The organism is Bradyrhizobium sp. PRIMUS42 (assembly GCF_023006515.1).
Taxonomy (GTDB): domain Bacteria; phylum Pseudomonadota; class Alphaproteobacteria; order Rhizobiales; family Xanthobacteraceae; genus Bradyrhizobium.
Genome location: NZ_JALBGZ010000059.1, coordinates 1 through 16,633 on the forward strand (window position 1 = coordinate 1; position 16,633 = coordinate 16,633).

The 16,633-nt window shown below is 65.3% G+C and carries 20 protein-coding genes and 1 pseudogene; 10 read left to right on the forward strand and 11 right to left on the reverse strand.

Features of this window, described 5'->3' with window-relative positions:
- On the reverse strand, nucleotides 1-149 hold a 149-nt coding region (locus MOV75_RS08165; protein WP_247005320.1), incomplete at its 3' end, for an SDR family NAD(P)-dependent oxidoreductase.
- Nucleotides 150-280: 131 nt separating this feature from the next.
- On the opposite strand from MOV75_RS08165, the gene MOV75_RS08170 reads away from it, so the two are divergent.
- Entirely contained in the window at nucleotides 281-670 is a 390-nt protein-coding gene (locus tag MOV75_RS08170) for a hypothetical protein (RefSeq protein ID WP_246926252.1), read from the forward strand.
- A 107-nt stretch (nucleotides 671-777) separates the two neighbouring features.
- Nucleotides 778-1,029: a hypothetical protein gene (locus tag MOV75_RS08175; protein ID WP_246926254.1), complete on the forward strand. Its 252-nt coding sequence runs from the start codon at nucleotides 778-780 to the stop codon at nucleotides 1,027-1,029.
- Nucleotides 1,030-1,048: 19 nt separating this feature from the next.
- Here the strand turns inward: MOV75_RS08175 and MOV75_RS08180 are convergent, their stop codons facing one another.
- The 5 genes from MOV75_RS08180 to MOV75_RS08200 form a co-directional block, all read right to left on the reverse strand.
- Nucleotides 1,049-1,234, reverse strand: a complete 186-nt coding sequence (locus tag MOV75_RS08180) for a hypothetical protein (RefSeq protein WP_246926256.1) — start codon at nucleotides 1,232-1,234, stop codon at nucleotides 1,049-1,051.
- Nucleotides 1,235-1,441: 207 nt separating this feature from the next.
- Nucleotides 1,442-1,723, reverse strand: a complete 282-nt coding sequence (gene minE / locus MOV75_RS08185; RefSeq protein WP_246926258.1) for a cell division topological specificity factor MinE — start codon at nucleotides 1,721-1,723, stop codon at nucleotides 1,442-1,444.
- Nucleotides 1,720-2,535, reverse strand: a complete 816-nt coding sequence (gene minD, locus MOV75_RS08190; protein ID WP_246926260.1) for a septum site-determining protein MinD — start codon at nucleotides 2,533-2,535, stop codon at nucleotides 1,720-1,722. Before minD ends, minE begins: the two co-directional genes overlap by 4 nt.
- 21 nt (nucleotides 2,536-2,556) lie before the next feature.
- The gene (gene minC / locus MOV75_RS08195) at nucleotides 2,557-3,255 is read right to left on the reverse strand and encodes a septum site-determining protein MinC (RefSeq protein WP_246926262.1); all 699 of its coding nucleotides are present in this window, start codon (nucleotides 3,253-3,255) and stop codon (nucleotides 2,557-2,559) included.
- Between the two features lie 454 nt (nucleotides 3,256-3,709).
- Nucleotides 3,710-4,714, reverse strand: coding sequence for an ABC transporter substrate-binding protein (locus MOV75_RS08200; protein WP_247005317.1), 1,005 nt, complete (start codon nucleotides 4,712-4,714; stop codon nucleotides 3,710-3,712).
- 100 nt (nucleotides 4,715-4,814) lie between these two features.
- Between MOV75_RS08200 and MOV75_RS08205 the strand changes: the two genes are divergently transcribed.
- The 6 genes from MOV75_RS08205 to MOV75_RS08230 all read left to right on the forward strand — a co-directional run bounded on the left by MOV75_RS08205 (nucleotide 4,815) and on the right by MOV75_RS08230 (nucleotide 10,035).
- Nucleotides 4,815-5,462 carry a TetR/AcrR family transcriptional regulator gene (locus MOV75_RS08205; RefSeq protein WP_246926266.1) on the forward strand — a complete coding sequence of 216 codons (648 nt, stop codon included), beginning with the start codon at nucleotides 4,815-4,817 and terminating at the stop codon, nucleotides 5,460-5,462.
- Nucleotides 5,463-5,545: 83 nt separating this feature from the next.
- The gene (locus MOV75_RS08210; RefSeq protein ID WP_246926267.1) at nucleotides 5,546-6,316 is read left to right on the forward strand and encodes an ABC transporter permease; all 771 of its coding nucleotides are present in this window, start codon (nucleotides 5,546-5,548) and stop codon (nucleotides 6,314-6,316) included.
- Nucleotides 6,317-6,357: 41 nt separating this feature from the next.
- The gene (locus MOV75_RS08215; protein WP_246926268.1) at nucleotides 6,358-7,395 is read left to right on the forward strand and encodes an NAD(P)-dependent oxidoreductase; all 1,038 of its coding nucleotides are present in this window, start codon (nucleotides 6,358-6,360) and stop codon (nucleotides 7,393-7,395) included.
- Nucleotides 7,382-8,203, forward strand: coding sequence for a GNAT family N-acetyltransferase (locus MOV75_RS08220; RefSeq protein ID WP_247005319.1), 822 nt, complete (start codon nucleotides 7,382-7,384; stop codon nucleotides 8,201-8,203). The genes MOV75_RS08215 and MOV75_RS08220 overlap by 14 nt, the downstream gene beginning before the upstream one ends.
- A gap of 6 nt (nucleotides 8,204-8,209) precedes the next feature.
- Nucleotides 8,210-9,265, forward strand: a complete 1,056-nt coding sequence (locus MOV75_RS08225; protein WP_246924853.1) for a dihydrodipicolinate synthase family protein — start codon at nucleotides 8,210-8,212, stop codon at nucleotides 9,263-9,265.
- The gene (locus MOV75_RS08230) at nucleotides 9,253-10,035 is read left to right on the forward strand and encodes an ABC transporter ATP-binding protein (protein WP_246924851.1); all 783 of its coding nucleotides are present in this window, start codon (nucleotides 9,253-9,255) and stop codon (nucleotides 10,033-10,035) included. Before MOV75_RS08225 ends, MOV75_RS08230 begins: the two co-directional genes overlap by 13 nt.
- A gap of 151 nt (nucleotides 10,036-10,186) precedes the next feature.
- Here the strand turns inward: MOV75_RS08230 and MOV75_RS08235 are convergent, their stop codons facing one another.
- Both MOV75_RS08235 and MOV75_RS08240 read right to left on the reverse strand, forming a co-directional pair.
- On the reverse strand, nucleotides 10,187-11,278 hold the full coding sequence (locus MOV75_RS08235) for a TRAP transporter substrate-binding protein (protein ID WP_246924848.1): 1,092 nt from the start codon (nucleotides 11,276-11,278) through the stop codon (nucleotides 10,187-10,189).
- Between the two features lie 179 nt (nucleotides 11,279-11,457).
- Nucleotides 11,458-12,012, reverse strand: coding sequence for a MarR family winged helix-turn-helix transcriptional regulator (locus MOV75_RS08240; protein ID WP_246924843.1), 555 nt, complete (start codon nucleotides 12,010-12,012; stop codon nucleotides 11,458-11,460).
- A 467-nt stretch (nucleotides 12,013-12,479) separates the two neighbouring features.
- Here MOV75_RS08240 and MOV75_RS08245 point away from each other — a divergent pair, with 467 nt between their 5' ends.
- Nucleotides 12,480-14,336 (forward strand): tannase/feruloyl esterase family alpha/beta hydrolase, encoded by a 1,857-nt coding sequence (locus tag MOV75_RS08245; protein ID WP_246924841.1) that lies wholly within the window; start codon nucleotides 12,480-12,482, stop codon nucleotides 14,334-14,336.
- A gap of 176 nt (nucleotides 14,337-14,512) precedes the next feature.
- Here the strand turns inward: MOV75_RS08245 and MOV75_RS08250 are convergent, their stop codons facing one another.
- Entirely contained in the window at nucleotides 14,513-14,770 is a 258-nt protein-coding gene (locus tag MOV75_RS08250) for a hypothetical protein (RefSeq protein WP_212085905.1), read from the reverse strand.
- A gap of 66 nt (nucleotides 14,771-14,836) precedes the next feature.
- Nucleotides 14,837-15,802, reverse strand: a complete 966-nt coding sequence (locus MOV75_RS08255; protein WP_246924856.1) for a DUF2778 domain-containing protein — start codon at nucleotides 15,800-15,802, stop codon at nucleotides 14,837-14,839.
- Between the two features lie 200 nt (nucleotides 15,803-16,002).
- Here MOV75_RS08255 and MOV75_RS08260 point away from each other — a divergent pair, with 200 nt between their 5' ends.
- Nucleotides 16,003-16,431 carry a DUF1810 domain-containing protein gene (locus tag MOV75_RS08260; RefSeq protein WP_246924838.1) on the forward strand — a complete coding sequence of 143 codons (429 nt, stop codon included), beginning with the start codon at nucleotides 16,003-16,005 and terminating at the stop codon, nucleotides 16,429-16,431.
- 1 nt (nucleotide 16,432) lies between these two features.
- Here MOV75_RS08260 and MOV75_RS08265 read toward each other — a convergent pair.
- A pseudogene (locus MOV75_RS08265) lies at nucleotides 16,433-16,633 on the reverse strand (enoyl-CoA hydratase); the annotation flags it as partial.

A 16,633-nucleotide genomic window follows, 5' to 3' on the forward strand; every position in this document is an offset into this window, starting at 1 on the left:
GTCACCCGCTCGGCGTTCACATCGGCGAACACGGTCCGGACGCCCTCGCCAACCAGGGCCTGCGCGATCGCGCGGCCGATGCCGTTGCCCGCGCCGGTGACGAGTGCTGTGTCACGGGCTGGATCGAACGGCGTGCTAAACAGGCTCATGTCGCTCTCCGCGGCCGGATTTCGGGCGACGATAGCGCACCGCAGTGGGAAGCGACAAATTCGCCCCAGCACCATTGCCGAGCGGCCCGCTGGACGCTAGCCTCTCAAAAAAACGGAGGAGATACCTAAGGATGCGCTACGGTTTGCTGATCGCCGGCCTGTTGCTGATCGCCGCTCCGGCCCAGGCCGAGGACCACCCACGCTCGACCTACGTCACGCTGGTCCTGCAGGCCTTCGCCGCCAAGGTCGAATGCCCAGGCACGGACGTCGCCTACCAGGACCTGGTGCAGAAGGCGGAGCAGATGCACCTGCCCCAAGGCACCACCGAGAAGGTGCGCAAGGCGATTGCCTGGATGCACACCGGCGGCAAGATGGGCGAGAAGCAGGACGACGATTTGATGGCCGAGGTCGCGGTGGCCACCCAGGCGACCGATCTCAACCAGCGCCGCCTCGGCATGCCCAATTGGTGCGAGGCCCAGAAGACCAACCTCGCCGGCCTGATCCGCGCCAAGGGTGGCTAACAAGCCGGCCGTCGCGGCGTTAAGCACGCCGCGACGGAGCCTGCGCTTGGCCAAAAATCGTCACATTCCTCGCCAGCATGCGGGCTTCTTCGCACAGGAGAAGCCCAATGCGGATTACGCATCTCGTTGTCGCCAGCGTGCTCGCGGTGAGCGCAGCGCTGGCCGCCCCGGCACAGGCAAAGAATTCCGACGCCCAAAAGGCCGAAGACAAAACGACCTCATCGTCTTCGTGCAGCGCCTATCAGCAGGCGCCGGACGGATCGTGGGAACAGCTCCCGTGCAAGGAGACAGGCGAGCGCGGTCAGCCGCAAACCCAGCATCGATCCCGGTCACCGGGGCCGGATCGCGAGGAACGCTGAAGCTCTTCCTATCCGGTGGTCAGCTCTGGTGAGGCCCACGTATGATCTTCATGGCGTCGGCGATGTGACGCCACTCCCTGGCCTCATCGCCCTCGCCGCGGCCCTCGCAGGCCTGGGCCTGCTCGGCGGCCTTCGCGATCGCAGCAAAACCGTGCTGTTCGAGCATCTGCCGCGCAACGGTATGAATCTGGACCTCGGACATCATGGACGCTCTCCGTCTGACGAAACCGCGGGACGTGGCTCGGCTCTCCGCGGTCTTCGACAACGATTTCGCCGCAAGTCCCGTTCCGCCCGTCGTCGATCACATCGGCAAGCCCGGGAACGAGAGTGACATGAACGACAAAGGCGGCCCGCTATGCCCAGCGGACCGCCTTCTCACCCACCCCAAATGGGTCGTCGTCGGTCGCGTCCCCTACGCGACCGCCACGCGCTTGCGCTCCAAATCGTTGGGCACCTCGATATCGACCTCGAGGGTCGACACCTCGTCACCGCGCTCGAGCCGGACGATGACCTTGGTCGGATCCAGCGTGACATGCTTGGACACGACGGCGAGAATTTCCTCGCGCAGCACGCCGAGCAGGTCGGGCTGGCCGCGCATGCCGCGTTCATGCGCAAGCAGGATCTGCAACCGTTCGCGTGCAACGGGTGCAGAGGCCTTCTTGCCGCGGAGAAGTCGAAGCAGACCCATGCTCATGCAGCCCTCCGTCGCAGCAGACGATCCATGAAGCGCTTGCGCTCGGCCGGAACCTGCATCGGCACGGTGTCGCCGCACAGCCGCCGCGCCGCGTCCATATAGGCCCGTGCGGGTGCGCCGTCCGCATTCGACAGCGTCACCGGCGTGCCGACGTTGGAAGCCTTCAATACGTCCTGGCTCTCGGGGATGATGCCGAGCAAGGGCGTGGCAAGGATCTCGAGGATGTCGTCGATGGTCAGCATCTCGCCGCGCGCGGCGCGCGAGGCATCGTAGCGGGTGATGAGAATGTGCTTCTCGACGCGCTCGCCCTTCTCGGCCCGCACCGTCTTGGAATCGAGCATGCCGATGATGCGGTCGGAATCGCGCACCGAGGAGACTTCCGGATTGGTGACGATCACGGCCTCGTCGGCAAAGCGCATCGCCATGGAGGCGCCGCGCTCGATGCCGGCCGGGCTGTCGCAGATCACCCAGTCGAAGCGGCCGCGCAGATCGTCGATGACCTTGCCAACGCCCTCTTCCGTCAACGCGTCCTTGTCGCGGGTTTGCGAGGCCGGCAGCAGCCAGAGATTTTCCAGCCGCTTGTCGCGGATCAGCGCCTGCGGCAGCTTTGCGACGCCCTGCACCACGTTGATGAGGTCGAACACGACGCGGCGTTCAGCCCCCATGACGAGGTCGAGGTTGCGCAGGCCGACGTCGAAATCGACGACGACGACCTTGTCGCCGCGCTGCGCCAACGCAGCCCCCAGCGCGGCGGTCGTCGTGGTCTTGCCGACCCCGCCCTTGCCTGATGTCACGACCAGTACCTTACTCATCTGAAATGTCTCCTTTGCTGGTCAGTTCAGTGCTGTAATTCGCATGGTATTCCCCTGCAGCCAGGCCTGCGCCGGCTTACCGCGCAAGGCGGCGTCGATGTCGTCCGCAGTCTGGTAAAAGCCATCGATCGCAAGCAGTTCGGCCTCGATCTTCTGGCAATAGATGCGTGCGCTGGTGTGACCGTTCACGCCCGCCATGGCGCGGCCACGCAGCGCGCCGTAGATGTGGATGGAGCCGCCGGCAACGACCTCCGCACCGGAGCCGACCGAGCCCAGAATGGTGACGTCGCCTTCCGGGAAGATCACGGTCTGGCCCGAGCGCACGGGGCTATCGAGCAACAGCGAGGTCGGTTTTGCCTCGGTCTTCGCATCGGCCTTCTTGGGCGCGCTCGGCTCGACCACGCAGCTCCGCCCGCCCGAGAGCAGCGGCGGCATGGACGGCGTCAGCCGCCCCTCCTCCACGCCCTCGATCCCGAGCACGCGAATGTTGCGGTCCTGCAGGCTGGTGAGCAGATGGCCGATGCCGGACTGACTCAGATCGACCGAGGACAGGTCGATCACCACGGGCCGGCCGGCAAAGAAGCCCGGCGAGCGCGCGATGGTGGCGTCGATCTCGTGCAGCCAGTCCTGCACCGGAACCGTCGGCGTGAACACGAAGGCCACGTAGGAGCGCCCGCGCAGGCGCACCATTTGGCGTTGAGGTTTGACTGCAGCCTCCATGGCGGCCGACTCGTTCCCTGTTATTGAATGGTTAACGATGCGGCGGATATGGTTAACGGCCGGTTAATTTTCCCGTGGGTTACGTGGGGAGGGATGGGTTGGCCGGGCTGGCAAACAGGCTCTAGCGGCGGGCTCGCCCCCCACCCTCATCCCCGCGCAATGGTGAAGCCATTGTCGCTGGTGGCGCGAGGCGTCCGGTGCAAAGCACCGGACGGGGAGCCTCAAAGGATGCACCGCCGAGGTGCGAGCCGGCCGTCGCCCTTCGAGGGCCGCTGAAGAAGCGGCCACCCCGAGCGACAACGGCTTTGCCATTGCGCGGAGGGTGACGATGACGGATTGGCGCCCGCGGCACCAACAATGTCATTGCGAGCGCAGCGAAGCAATCCGGGTTGCCTCCGCGGGGAGACTCAGGATTGCGTCGCTGCGCTCGCAATGACGAGGAGAGAGCAGCCCCCTACTTCCTCACCTTGCTCGCATCCATCTTGATGGCGGGGTCGAGCATCTTCGTCGTGAACGCTGTCGAGACGTCAAACGGTTTCTCCATGCCGAGATAGGTCTGCACCAGCTCGTAATCCTTCTTCATCCGCTCGCCGTCGATCCAGCCGAGACCCTTGGTGGTGGTGAACTCGTCCGTCATCAGGAACTTGATGCGCTCCCATTGGCGCTCCTGGTTCTCCTTGTCGTGACCGGAGACCTGGTCGAGCAGCGCCTTCAGGCACGGCGTGGCGTCGGCGACGCAGGCCGCAAAGGCTTTCTGCGTGACGCGTACGAAGTCTTCGACCACCTTCGGATTCTTCTGCAAGTAAGCGCCGTTGACGATCAGCGAATTGCCGTAAGGATTGAGGCCGATGTCCTTCCAGTTGACGTGGCCGAGGTCGGGCCCGAACTCGATCACCTTCAGATCGTGCTCGTTGTAGAAGTCGCTGATGATGTCGACGGTGTGGCTCTTCAGTGCCGCGATCTTCGCGGTCGGTCCGACATTGACGAAGCCGACGGAGTCGGGCGCAAGCCCCGCGGCCTTGGCGAAGGCCGGCCACATCACGCGCGAGGCATCGCCGGGTGGATTGCCGATCTTGTGGCCGGCAAAATCCTTCACACCGTTCACGCCGTGGCTCTTCAGCCAGTAGAAGGTCTGGCCGGTATTGGCATAGACGCTCATCACGGCGACCGTGTCGGCGCCCTTGCTCTTGGCCACCAGCATGGTGGCGAGATCGGCGACGCCGAACGGCGAGCCGCCGGAGCCGACCTTGGCGGCGGAGACGCCGGAGCCCTTGCCGGTCTCGATGGTGAGGTCGATGCCCGCCTTCTCGTACCAGCCCTGCGCCTTGGCGTAATAATACGGCGAGTGATCGGCCGTCGGCGTCCAGTTGAGGATCAGGTTCACCGCTTCGCCCGCGCACGCCGGCACCGCCGGCGAACCGAGCACCAGGGCAACAACAGCCGCCTGCAAACGCTTCATCGCATCTCTCCTCATGCCAGCGACCCGGCTTGTCGCTCTCCCCTTGTGAGGATACCAATGCAACAAGCCCGCCCTCCACTTGTCAACTGTTTGGTTGAAAATGCCCGCAAAACGATCTGGCGACACCGTGCCGCAGCGCCGCGATCCCGTCGCCACCCGCAAGAAGCTGCTGACCGCGGCGCGCCTGGAATTCGCCCGCCACGGCTTTGCCGGCGCCCGCGTCGACGAGATTGCCGAGCGCGCCGGCGTCAACAAGCAGCTCGTCTACCACTATTTCGGCGACAAGGACGCGCTCTACCTCGCCGTGCTCGAATGGGTCTATGAGGACATCCGCGAGCAGGAGCGGAAGCTCAATCTCGAAGGCCTGCCGCCGGAGAAGGCTATCCGCAGGCTGATCGAAGCCTCGTTCGACCATCTGGCCGCAAACCCTGATTTCATCGTGCTGTTGAACGACGAGAACCGCGGCGGCGCGCGCCACGTCCGCGGCTCGACCCGGCTGGAGGCGATGCATTCCCCGCTGGTCAAGAGCGTCTCCCACATCCTCAACGAGGGGGTGCGCGCGGGCGTGTTCCGCAAGGGGATCGATCCGGTCCAACTCTATATCTCCATTGCAGGTCTCAGCTATTTCTTCTTCTCCAACACGCCGACGCTGTCGGCGATCTTCGGGAAGGACCTGTCGAGCCGCGCCCAGCGCCGCGCCCGCCGCCGGCACGTCGCCGATCTGGTGTTGCAGTCGCTCCGGCCATAATCAACCAATTGGTTGAAACTTGCCCTGAGGGCGGTTAGGCTTGCGACTTGCGGCATCGTCGCCGCGCCAACAGGGAGCAATCGGTGGCAGGAGACAGCGCACGCGCCTCGCGTAGCTTTGCGATCATCCTGATCGTGCACCTCGCCGTGCTCGTGCTCTGGCAGGTCGCGGTCGATGCCTTCCACGTGCCGAAATTCATCCTGCCCTCGCCGCTCGCGACGGTGCAAACGCTGGGAACCGCAGGCTATGCCTGGGGCAGCAACACGCTGGTGACGGCGCTCGAGATCCTCGGCGGCTTCGCGCTCGGCGCCTTCGTCGGCGTCGCGCTCGCGGTGATCTTCAGCTGGGCGCCGCTGCTCAGCCTCGTGCTGCTGCCGCTGTTCGTGACGCTGAACATGATCCCGAAGGTCGCGCTTGGCCCGCTCTTCATCGTCTGGTTCTCCTACGGCATCGTGCCGAACATCCTGATCGCCTTCAGCATCTGCTTCTTTCCGATCCTGCTCACCACCGCGCGGGGCTTGCGCGAGGTCGAACCTGACCTGCTTGATCTCGTCAAATCGCTGCGCGGCTCGCGCTGGACGCTGTTCCGCAAGATCCAGCTGCCGGGATCGCTGCCCTACATCTTCTCCGGCATGAAGGTCGGCGCCATCCTGGCGGTCGCCGGCGCCATCGTCGGCGAGTTCATCGCCTCCGAGCGCGGGCTCGGCTACCTCATGATCCAGGTGCAGTCTTCGCTCGACACGCCCGCGATGGTGATGGCGGTCGTGCTGCTCACGCTGCTGGGCGTCGCTCTCTACGGCCTGGTGCTCGCCCTCGAACGCATGTTCGTGGTCGGCGACGCAAGACAGACCTGACAACGACAGACCTGACAACGGCAGACCTAAGGACCAAATCCATGCTGCTCACACACCAGACGCTGCCGAAGACCATCCCCGATATCGCTGCGCTCGACGATCTCCTGTGCCGGCCGAGCCAGGCGCTGATCGACGACCTCGCCAAGGTCGACGGCGACATCATGATCCTCGGCGTCGCCGGCAAGATGGGCCCGACGCTGGCAGGGTTGGCGAAGGCCGCCGCGCCGGATCGCCGGATCATCGGCGTGGCCCGCTTCAGCGACGCCGGCGTGAAGGACTGGCTGCACGCGCGTGGGGTCGAAACCATCAATTGCGACCTGATGGACGAGCGCGCGATCCAATCGCTGCCGAAAGCGCCGAACATCGTCTTCATGGCCGGTAGAAAATTCGGCGCCGAGGGCGATCTGTCGCTGACCTGGGCGATGAATGCGCACGTGCCCGCTCTGGTGGCCCAGGCCTTCCCGTCCTCGCGCATCGTGGCGTTCTCGACCGGCTGCATCTATCCCTTCGTCCCTGTCGACGGCAAAGGCTCGACCGAGGACATGGCGCCGAACCCGCCCGGCGAGTACGCGCAATCCTGCGTCGGTCGCGAGCGGATGTTCGAGTATTTCTCGCATAAGTTCGGAACGCCGGGGCGGCTGTTCCGTCTCAATTACGCGATCGACATGCGTTATGGCGTGCTGCACGACATCGCCACAAAAGTGCTCACGGGCACGCCGATCGACGTCAGCCTGGGCCATGTCAATTTCATCTGGCAGGGCGATGCGTCCGCGCAGGCGCTGCGTTGCCTCGCCCATTGCACCACCCCGACCTCGCCGATCAATGTCAGCGGTCACGAGATCCTCGCTGTGCGCGGTCTCGCCGAAAAATTCGGCGCGAGGTTCGGCCGCGCGCCGATGCTGACCGGCAAGGAGGAGCCGACGGCGTGGCTGACCGACACGTCTAAGGCGGTCGAGCTGTTCGGCCTTCCGGTCGTCGACACCGATCAGCTGATCGCCTGGACCGCGGATTGGGTCTCGCGCGCGATGCCGAGCCTCGGCAAGCCCACCAAATACGAGGTGCGCGATGGCCGCTACTGACGCCCCGCCCATCCTCAAGCTCGGCGTCGACGACGCGCTGGCCGGGCTGGTACTGTCGACGGAGGCGCACTGGAACCAGACCGCGGACGATTGGCGCGTCTTCCTGCGTGAAGGCGTGGTGTTCGGCATTCGTGACGGTGCGCGACTTGTCGCCACCGCAGCCCTGCTGCCCTATTCCGGCAACAACGCCTGGATCAGCATGGTGCTGGTATCAGGCCCGCATCGCCGCCGTGGCCTGGCAACGCGTCTCGTCGATGCCTGCCTGGAGACGGCGCGTCAGAACGGCCTGACGAGCTGGCTTGACGCCACGCCCGACGGCGCTGCCGTCTACGGGCCATTGGGGTTCACGCCGACGCTGCAATTGCGCCGCCTGAAGCTGGTAAAGCCTGCGCGAGCCGAAGCGCCGCCATCGTCATCCGCAACGCTCGATGCGCTTCGTATGCGGGACCGGCGGGCCACAGGTTTCGACCGGACCGCCCTCCTCTCCGCCTTCGCACAGCGCTACGGCTCGCGCATCGTCGCCGCGAACGGCGCCATCGCGCTGGTTCGCGACGGCAGAACCGCCCGCCATATCGGCCCGTTGTTTGCCGACGACGCCGCGGCAGCTCTGGCCTTGGTTGACGCGATCGTGCGCTCCGAGACCAGTCCGCTCCTGCTCGACGCCGTCGCCTCGCAAGGCGCGTTCCTGGATGGATTGACCGCGGGTGGCTGGACCATCGAACGCCCGTTCCAGCGCATGCGGTTCGGGCCCGCCACCGTCACGGGTGAGGAAATGCCATTCGCCGTCGCCGGCCCCGAATTCGGATAGGACATCATGCACCACAGCCAGATCAAGAGCGACATCCGCAAGCTGATCGCCGACGGCACCGTGCTGCCGGCGCATCCCCTCGCGCTCACCGCCGAGCGCCAGCTCGACAAGACGCACCAGCGCGCGCTGACACGCTATTACATCGACGCGGGCTCAGGCGGCCTTGCCGTTGGGGTGCACACCACGCAGTTCGCCATCCGCGATGTCGGCCTCTACCGCCCCGTGCTCGAGCTCGCCGCCGAGACAGCAGCACAATGGACCAAGCGTCCGCTGGCAATGGTCGCAGGCCTTGCCGGCCCAACCCGCCAGGCAACCGCAGAAGCCCGCACCGCGCGCGACATCGGCTATCACGCCGGGCTGCTCAGCCTCGCCGCGATGAAGAGCGCGTCCGAGGACGAGATCATCGCCCACTGCACGGCGGTCGCCGCCGAAATCCCGCTGATCGGCTTCTATCTCCAGCCAGCCGTCGGCGGCGTCATCCTGTCGAGCCGCTTCTGGCAGCGCTTTGCCTCGATCGACAATGTCATTGCGATCAAGATCGCGCCGTTCAACCGTTATCGCACCCTCGACGTGCTGCGCGGTGTCGCGGCGGCTGGCGCCCTCGACCGCGTTGCGCTCTACAGCGGCAATGACGATCACATCCTGCTCGACCTGACGTTGCCCTTCGATCTGCGCGAGAACGGCGTCACGACCCGCACCTACTTCAAGGGTGGCCTGCTCGGCCATTGGTCGGTGTGGACAGCGAGTGCTATCAAGCAGTTCGAGCGCTGCAAGGCGGCTCGGCACAAGGACAGCGTGCCCGCGGACCTGCTGGCGCTCGATGCCCGCGTCACCGACTGCAACAGCGCCTTCTTCGACGTCGCCAATAATTTCCACGGCTGCATCGCCGGCTGCCACGAGGTGCTGCGGCGCCAAGGTCTGATGCAGGGCCTGTGGTGCCTCGATCCGAACGAGGGCCTCAGCCTCGGCCAGAAGGAGGAGATCGATCGCGTGACCCGTGAGCACGCCGACCTCAGCGACGATGCCTTCGTCGCCGCCAACCTGAATAAATGGCTGGCATGATCGCGGCCCCCTTCATCAGCCTGCAAGGCGTCCGCAAGGTCTATCGCAGCGGCGGCACGGAGTTTCTCGCGGTGTCCGACGTCACCATGGACGTGCAGGAAGGTGAGTTGGTCTCGCTGGTCGGCCCGTCCGGCTGCGGCAAGACGACGGTGATGAAGATTTTGGCCGGCCTGCATGATGCCGACGGCGGTACCGTGACAATCGGCAATGCCAACAGCCCGTTCGATCCGACCCGCGACATCGGCATGGTGTTCCAGCAGGCACTGCTGCTGAAATGGCGCACCATCCTAGACAACGTGCTCTTGCCGGCCGAAATCGTCGGCCTGCCGATGAAGGCCGCGCGCGAACGGGCGCGCGATCTGCTCAACCTGGTCGGGCTCGCCGGCTATGAGCAGAAATATCCGCAGCAGCTGTCCGGCGGCATGCAGCAGCGCACCGCGATCGCGCGCGCCTTCATCCACGACCCCAAGCTGATCCTGATGGACGAACCGTTCGGCGCGCTGGATGCGCTGACGCGCGAGCAGATGAATCTTGAGATGCTGCGGATCTGGCGCGAGAGCGGCAAGACCATCATCTTCGTCACCCACTCGATCCAGGAAGCCGTGTTCCTGTCCTCGCATTGCGCCGTGCTGACCGCGGGACCTGCGAAGATGGCCGACTACTTCCCGATCGACCTGCCCTTCCCGCGCGACCTGCCGCTGAAGACCACGGACGCATTCGGCGCCTATGCAAGGCGGATTTATGCGAAGCTGGGATTGGGTACGGCGTAAGACGGCCACACGATAGGTGTCGTAGGGTGGGCAAAGCGAAGCGTGCCCACCATTGCCAGTGAAGCGAGAGAACGTGGGCACGGCGCAAGTGCGCCTTTTCCCACCCTACGAGAGCCGGGCGCGGCGTAAACTCCGCGCCCGCGCCTCGCGCTCAGCTCTTGTTGCGCATCTTGCTGAGCAGGTAGTTGTCGTAAAAATTCTCCGCGATCTGCGTATAGAACAGCAGCTCCTTCATATACGCGTCGTGGCTGTCCTTGGTCCGCTTGAACAGCTCGCTCTTGGCGGCGAGCTCGTTCAGATGCTCCTGGGTCGCGTTGTAGCAGGCCTCCAGCACCGGCTGCGGGAACGCCCTCAGCTCCGCACCGTTGGCGAGCAGCCGCTTGAGCGCTGCCGGATTCACGCTGTCGTATTTCTCGAGCATCCAGGCGCCGGCCGCCGCGCCCGCCTGGTTGACGATCGCCTGGTACTGCTTGGGCAGCGAGGCCCATTTCTCGTCGTTGACGATCATGTGCAGCATGGCGCCGCCTTCCCACCAGCCGGGGAAGTAGTAGTATTTGGCTACTTTCTGGAAGCCGAGCTTCTCGTCGTCATAGGGACCGACGAACTCGACCGCGTCGATCGTGCCCTTCTCCAGCGCCGGATAGATGTCGCCGCCCGCGATCTGCTGCGGGACGACCCCGAGCCTTGCCAGCACATGGCCGCCCATGCCGGCGATGCGGAATTTGAGGCCCTTGAGGTCGTCGACGGTCTTGATCTCCTTGCGGAACCAGCCGCCCATCTGGGTGCCGGAATTGCCGCACAGGATCGCGTGCGCCTTGAACGGTTTCAGCGCCTCATTGGTGAGGTCGGCGCCGCCGCCGAAGTGCCACCACGATTCCTGATGCCGATGGTTCATGCCGAAGGGCGCGCCGGTGGCATAGGCCAGCGCCGGCTCCTTGCCGATGTAGAAATAGAGCGGGGTCTGCGCCATCTCCACCGAGGAGGTGCTGACGGCGTCGAGCGCCTGCAAGCCCGGAACGATCTCGCCGGCGCCAAAGGTCTGGATCTGGAATTTGTTGTCGGTGGCCTCGGCAATATATTTCGCGAAGGTCTGCGCCGTCCCGTAGATGGTGTCGAGCGACTTCGGGAAGCTCGAGGTCAGGCGCCATTTGATCTCGGGCGCGCTCTGCGCGATCGCGGGTGCAGCAACCAGCGTCGTCGCGCCGGCGACCGCGCCGCCCCTGAGGAATGTACGGCGTTTCATGATGGGGGTTCTCCCTTGATGTCAGCTTCGAAACGGATGGCTCTGTGAACCGGCTTGGCCACGGACTTGGCGGACCGTTTGCCTGTTCCTCGTGCGGAGTTCAAGCTGCGAGAACGCATGGCGCCGCGGCCATCGGCCGCCAAAACGGCGCACCGAACCAAGGACTTGCCGAAAGCGCCTCAGGTCTCCTGGAGAAAGACCGCGAGCGCCCGCTGTAATTCCTTGAACGCGCGCGCTCCGATCTTGGCCGCAAGCATCTTCTCGCTCTCGGCAATCGCCGGGCGCAAGCGGCCCAGCAGCGTCCCCCCGGCCGGCGTCAGATACAGCACATAGTAACGGCGGTTGATCGCGGAGGCCGAACGCTGCACCAGGCCCCGCCGCTCCAGATGATCCACCAGCCGCCCGAGCCCGGCCCGCTCGATCGACAGGGATTGCGCAATGGCGAGCTGATTGACGCCCGGATTGGCCTCGATCACTGACAGCACGGAGAACTGCGCCGGGCTGATATCGAAGGCGGCGAGCCGCCGGCTGACATCCTTGAAGACCCAGAGCTGGGCCCGCCGGATGCGATAGCCGAGCGAACGGGACAGATCGTCGGAGGCGAGCAGCTTCGGCCGGGCGGGCTTTGCAGCCGCTACATCGCGCGGCGCGGACCGCAGCGGCTTTCCAACAGGCGCCCTGCGCGGCGCGCCCTTGGACGATCGCTTCCTGACGCCCGTCTTCTTCGGCTCCATCGACGACGATCTTTCACGCAGCGGTATCCGTCCCGGCCATCCGGGATTCGCATGTCGAGCCTATCGCAGCCGGGCCCGATCGAGAAGCCGGGCGGAGATCGCGCGCTTCGCGAGTACAGCTTCTACGGCAGGTTGCGCAGCGCACTCGCGCGCCGCGTCATGTTGACACGGCAACATCGCCCGCCCTAGGATCGTGAACGCCCGCCGCCATACGAGCGGGGCCAAAGGGGGATGACGTCGTGCTTCCATCACAGATGGGCGCCGAGCTGCGTGCGCTCATGCATCGCGGTCCGGCCGACCGTGCAGCACGCATCAACGCGTTGCGTGTGCCACATCGCACGGCCGCGCCCGGCGACCGCACCTTCATCCCTGCGCCGGCTACGACATTGCCAACGACACCACCGAACGAACACGCGCTCGTGGGGGCGCTCGTTCGACCATCATTGATGAAACCGGGAGGGACTGACATGAAACGCCTATTTCTCGCATCGACCATCATGGCCGGCTGTGCCGTTCTCGGCACGCAGGCTATTGCGCACGGATTTCCGCCGAGTGGCGTCGCGCCGCGCGCGTCCTGCACGGCGCTCACCGGCCTCACGCTGCCGAACACGCAGATCCTGAGCGCGACGCAGAAGTCCGGCTATTGCAACGTGATCGGCATCATCAACAAGCGCGTCTCGACGCAGGATCCCAACCATTTCACCTACGGCATCGGCTTCGCGCTCAACCTGCCCAACACCTGGCATGGCCGTTTCGAGATGATGGGTGGCGGCGGTACCGACGGCAGCCTCAACGCCGATCCGCAAGGCGCTGCCGGCACCGAGCTCGGCCAGGGCTGGGCTGTCGCGGCCAATGACGGCGGCCACGAAGACAACCCCAACAATGTCGTGGGCGGACATCAGGATGACGATGTCAATGCCGGCGGCTCCGCGCATTTCGCGATCGACGCGCAAGCACGCAGGGACTACGGCTACAACGGCATCGAGAAGACCGCGACGATCTCCAAGCAGATCATCTCCTATTTCTACGGCCTCGACACCGTCTTTTCCTACATCATGGGCTGCTCGAACGGCGGCCGTGACGCCATGATGGCGTCGCAGCGCTTCCCCTGGCTGTTCGACGGCGTCATCTCGCAAAATCCCGGCTTCAACCTGCCGCAGGCGGGCCTTGCGGAGGCCTGGAACGAGCAGGTGCTCGGCACGCTGGCGACCAGCAACGACGTCAATGGACAGCCGTTCATTCCCGACACGTTTCCTGTGCAGGATCTTCAGGTGGCCTCAGCCGCGATCCTGAGTGCCTGCGACGCACTCGATGGTCTGGTCGACGGCATCATCGACAATTATCACGCCTGCACCGCGAAGAAGGTGTATCCGGCTCTTGCTTCTTACACCTGCGGCACCGGCTCGCACGGCAGCACCCCGCATGGCGGCACCTGCCTCACCCCCGCGCAAGTGAACGCACTCAAGAAGATCTATGCCGGGCCGGTCAACTCGAAGGGCCAGCGGCTCTATTCGAACTGGTTCTGGGATGCCGGCATCTGGACGCCGCCGACCGCGCCGGGCGCGGGCTGGCAGTTGTGGAACGTCGTCACCGCCCCGGTGCCTGGTGTCAACACCGCGATCAACCTGACGCTCGGCGCAGGCGCGATCCCGATGATCTTCCAGACGCCGCCGGTCGTCACGCCCGTCAACGGGCCGAACGGCCAGGAAGCCTTCGTGTTCAAATTCAACTTCGACACAGACGCACCGAAGATCTTCACCAAGACGGCGGCCTATCCCGAAAGCAGCATGGACTTCATGGCCGCGACCTCGAGCGATCTACGTCCGTTCAGGGCACGCGGCGGCAAGTTGATCATCTCCTCCTCCGTCAATGACGGCATCTTCTCCGGCGCCGCGATCGCCCGCTGGTATCGCGGCATGGACCGGCGCATGGGAGGACGCGCCGAGGATTTCGCGCGGCTGTTCATGGTGCCGAACATGGCCCATTGCGGCGGCGGCGCGGCCACGGCGAACTTCGCCGGCAACGAACTCAAGGCCATCACCGACTGGGTCGAGAGAGGCATCGCGCCGGAGCGCATCGTCGCGGCCAATACCAACGCGACCTCGCCCTATCCGGCGGGCGGGCTGTTCGATCCGCGCATTGCCATCAACTTCCCGGCCAGTGGCACGCGGCCGCTCTGCGTCTATCCGAAGATTGCCGCCTACAAGGGCAGCGGCCTGACCAACGACGCCGGCAATTTCGCCTGCATCGACGCGGGCTTCAGGCCCGGCGGGGATCATGACTACCACGACGACGACGACGGGCACGGCAACCACGGGCACTGATCGTCGCCACTCCGCTCATGCTCCGGATGCAGCGCATCGCTTCTTCAGCGGTGCGCTGCAGTGCTGGGCTCATGCTTCCGCAGTGTACCGTGTTGCTCTAGGTCCCGGCTCTGCGCAGCAGCGCAAGAGCGCTGCAGCGCGTCCGGGACACGGGTCCCATCACGCGGGGCACCGCGTCAGAGCAGCTTCGCGCTGACGAACAGCGCGCGCACGGCGTTGGTCGCCTGCACCGCCAGCATCGCGTTACCGGCCGCGCCTTCCAGGGCCGCGACGGCGTCCTCATGCAGGGAGCGGAATTCCATCCACTCGACCGACTTGAAGTTGGTGAGGAATTGATAGGCCTGGCCGACAGTCGCGATCGCCAGCGTGTCACCGTTCAACTTGATCTTGAACGTCGTGCGCAGCGGGGTCTCGGAATTTGTTGGATCACTCATGGGCTGCTTCTGGACGATGACGGCTTAACGAAGGGGAAACGGCAGCCCCGCCGCAGCAGGCGAATATCAGGAGTCGGTGCTCGCGCGCTGCGAGGCGGTCGCCGATCCGCTCAGGCTCGGCACCACGACAAGACGGTTGAACTCGCCATTGTCGTAAGCTTTGAGGAAACGATCATAGTCCTTGATCGAAACGCAGCCGTTGGAATCGCCGCGCGGCCCGAGCATGTAGTTGTGCGTGAGCAGACCGACGCGGCCAAGCGCGCTAGTGCCTTCGGCCGGGGTCATACGCAGCGCACGGACGCCGTGAAATAGTTTTTCGCGCGGCTTCAGATCATAGGTCGCCGGCGGCGTCGCGCCGACCATCCGCCGATCGACATGGTCGGGATCGTCCATCAGCGCGCCCAGGCCTGAATGGGCCTCCAGCGCCACGCCGCTCGGCAGGTAAAGCGCCTTGGCCTTGATGTCATAGACCGCCGTACGCGAATCGTAGCCGAGGGCGCCGAGATCCGGTGCCCTGCCGAGCAGGCCATCGCCGGGTGTCAGCGAGGCCAGCCTGATCTTGTCGGTGAATCTTTCGAAGAAGCTGCGGTTGTCGACCCTGGGACTGGTGTCGGCATAGGCCTGGCTCGAGGCGACTTGGGATGCGAAATCGGCCTGGACAGGGCGCGAGCGCGGCATCGGAACGGTGTCGGCGCGCTGTGAGGGTCTCGCCTCCTCGGTCACGGACCGGTCGTCGTCGGTCAGGGTCGAACGCCAGTCGTCGCCCTGCAGCTTCTGGGCTAGCATCGCCTTGGCGTCGCGAAGCTTGAGCTGGACCGCATTCAGGGCGGAACGCTCCAATGTCCGCAGGCCGAGGTCCCGGGCCGGCGGATTGCCGGACGCCGAAGCGAAACGATCTTCGAAAGACGGCGTATTGCTCGGCGGCAGCGCGGCGGAGACCAGCTGGCTCGAAGCGCCCAGATTCGAATCCCCGATGTCCGCGACCCAGGCGGCGGCGCCCAGCGCCAACGCGACGGCAGCCAGGGACAGCAAAACGCGCTCGGCCCGCCCGATACGGCGGCGCGACAACAGCCTCTCGGCGTGCCCTGCGTCGGAAACCATCAGATCCCCAAATCGACCCCCGGGGGGCCCAACCCCCACCCGGAGACTCTATACCAGCTACCACATTGGGAGCCAAAAGTTAGGCATAATCGCGGCCGGCAAGGGTCCGACTGGGCATCCCGAGGTATCCAATGACCGATCCTTTCGATCTAGACCGGTTTGTCCGGGCCCAGAACCCGGTCTTTCGCGACGTCCAGGGGGAGCTGACCCGAGGGCGGAAGCGGAGCCACTGGATGTGGTTCGTCTTCCCGCAAATCGCAGGCCTCGGCTTCAGCGCCATGTCGCAGCGCTACGCCATCAGCTCCCGCGCGGAGGCGAAGGCCTATCTCGCCCACCCGGTCCTCGGCCCGCGTTTGGTCGAATGCACCCGCCTCGTGCGCGCCGTCGAGGGGCGTACCATCAACGCCATCCTCGGCGCGCCCGATGACGCCAAATTCCGCTCGTCGATGACGCTGTTCAGTGCGGTGTCCGATGAGCCGATTTTCGGCGAGGCGCTCGCCCGCTATTTCGCAGGCGAGCGCGACGCCGCGACGCTGGAGATCCTGTCGAAGCTGGGCTAGTTCAACGCCCCTGGAAGACGGCCGCACGACGCTCGATGAAGGATTGAATGCCTTCCTTCGCGTCCACGCTGCCGAGCACGCGGGCGCGAATCTCGGGGATGAAGGCGATCGCCGCCGCCTCGCCGCCTTCGACGTACTTGGCCGCCGCCTCCTTGGTGACCTGGATGCCGAGCGGCGCATTGCGCGCGATGATGGCGGCGAG

Bases quoted from the DNA above. Each gene is read 5' to 3' on its own strand.
- MOV75_RS08170 (WP_246926252.1), top strand. From the start codon at position 281: ATGCGCTACGGTTTGCTGATCGCCGGCCTGTTGCTGATCGCCGCTCCG.
- MOV75_RS08175 (WP_246926254.1), top strand. From the start codon at position 778: ATGCGGATTACGCATCTCGTTGTCGCCAGCGTGCTCGCGGTGAGCGCA.
- MOV75_RS08180 (WP_246926256.1), bottom strand. From the start codon at position 1,234: ATGATGTCCGAGGTCCAGATTCATACCGTTGCGCGGCAGATGCTCGAA.
- minE (WP_246926258.1), bottom strand. From the start codon at position 1,723: ATGAGCATGGGTCTGCTTCGACTTCTCCGCGGCAAGAAGGCCTCTGCA.
- minD (WP_246926260.1), bottom strand. From the start codon at position 2,535: ATGAGTAAGGTACTGGTCGTGACATCAGGCAAGGGCGGGGTCGGCAAG.
- minC (WP_246926262.1), bottom strand. From the start codon at position 3,255: ATGGAGGCTGCAGTCAAACCTCAACGCCAAATGGTGCGCCTGCGCGGG.
- MOV75_RS08200 (WP_247005317.1), bottom strand. From the start codon at position 4,714: ATGAAGCGTTTGCAGGCGGCTGTTGTTGCCCTGGTGCTCGGTTCGCCG.
- MOV75_RS08205 (WP_246926266.1), top strand. From the start codon at position 4,815: ATGCCCGCAAAACGATCTGGCGACACCGTGCCGCAGCGCCGCGATCCC.
- MOV75_RS08215 (WP_246926268.1), top strand. From the start codon at position 6,358: ATGCTGCTCACACACCAGACGCTGCCGAAGACCATCCCCGATATCGCT.
- MOV75_RS08220 (WP_247005319.1), top strand. From the start codon at position 7,382: ATGGCCGCTACTGACGCCCCGCCCATCCTCAAGCTCGGCGTCGACGAC.
- MOV75_RS08225 (WP_246924853.1), top strand. From the start codon at position 8,210: ATGCACCACAGCCAGATCAAGAGCGACATCCGCAAGCTGATCGCCGAC.
- MOV75_RS08230 (WP_246924851.1), top strand. From the start codon at position 9,253: ATGGCTGGCATGATCGCGGCCCCCTTCATCAGCCTGCAAGGCGTCCGC.
- MOV75_RS08235 (WP_246924848.1), bottom strand. From the start codon at position 11,278: ATGAAACGCCGTACATTCCTCAGGGGCGGCGCGGTCGCCGGCGCGACG.
- MOV75_RS08240 (WP_246924843.1), bottom strand. From the start codon at position 12,012: ATGGAGCCGAAGAAGACGGGCGTCAGGAAGCGATCGTCCAAGGGCGCG.
- MOV75_RS08245 (WP_246924841.1), top strand. From the start codon at position 12,480: ATGAAACGCCTATTTCTCGCATCGACCATCATGGCCGGCTGTGCCGTT.
- MOV75_RS08250 (WP_212085905.1), bottom strand. From the start codon at position 14,770: ATGAGTGATCCAACAAATTCCGAGACCCCGCTGCGCACGACGTTCAAG.
- MOV75_RS08260 (WP_246924838.1), top strand. From the start codon at position 16,003: ATGACCGATCCTTTCGATCTAGACCGGTTTGTCCGGGCCCAGAACCCG.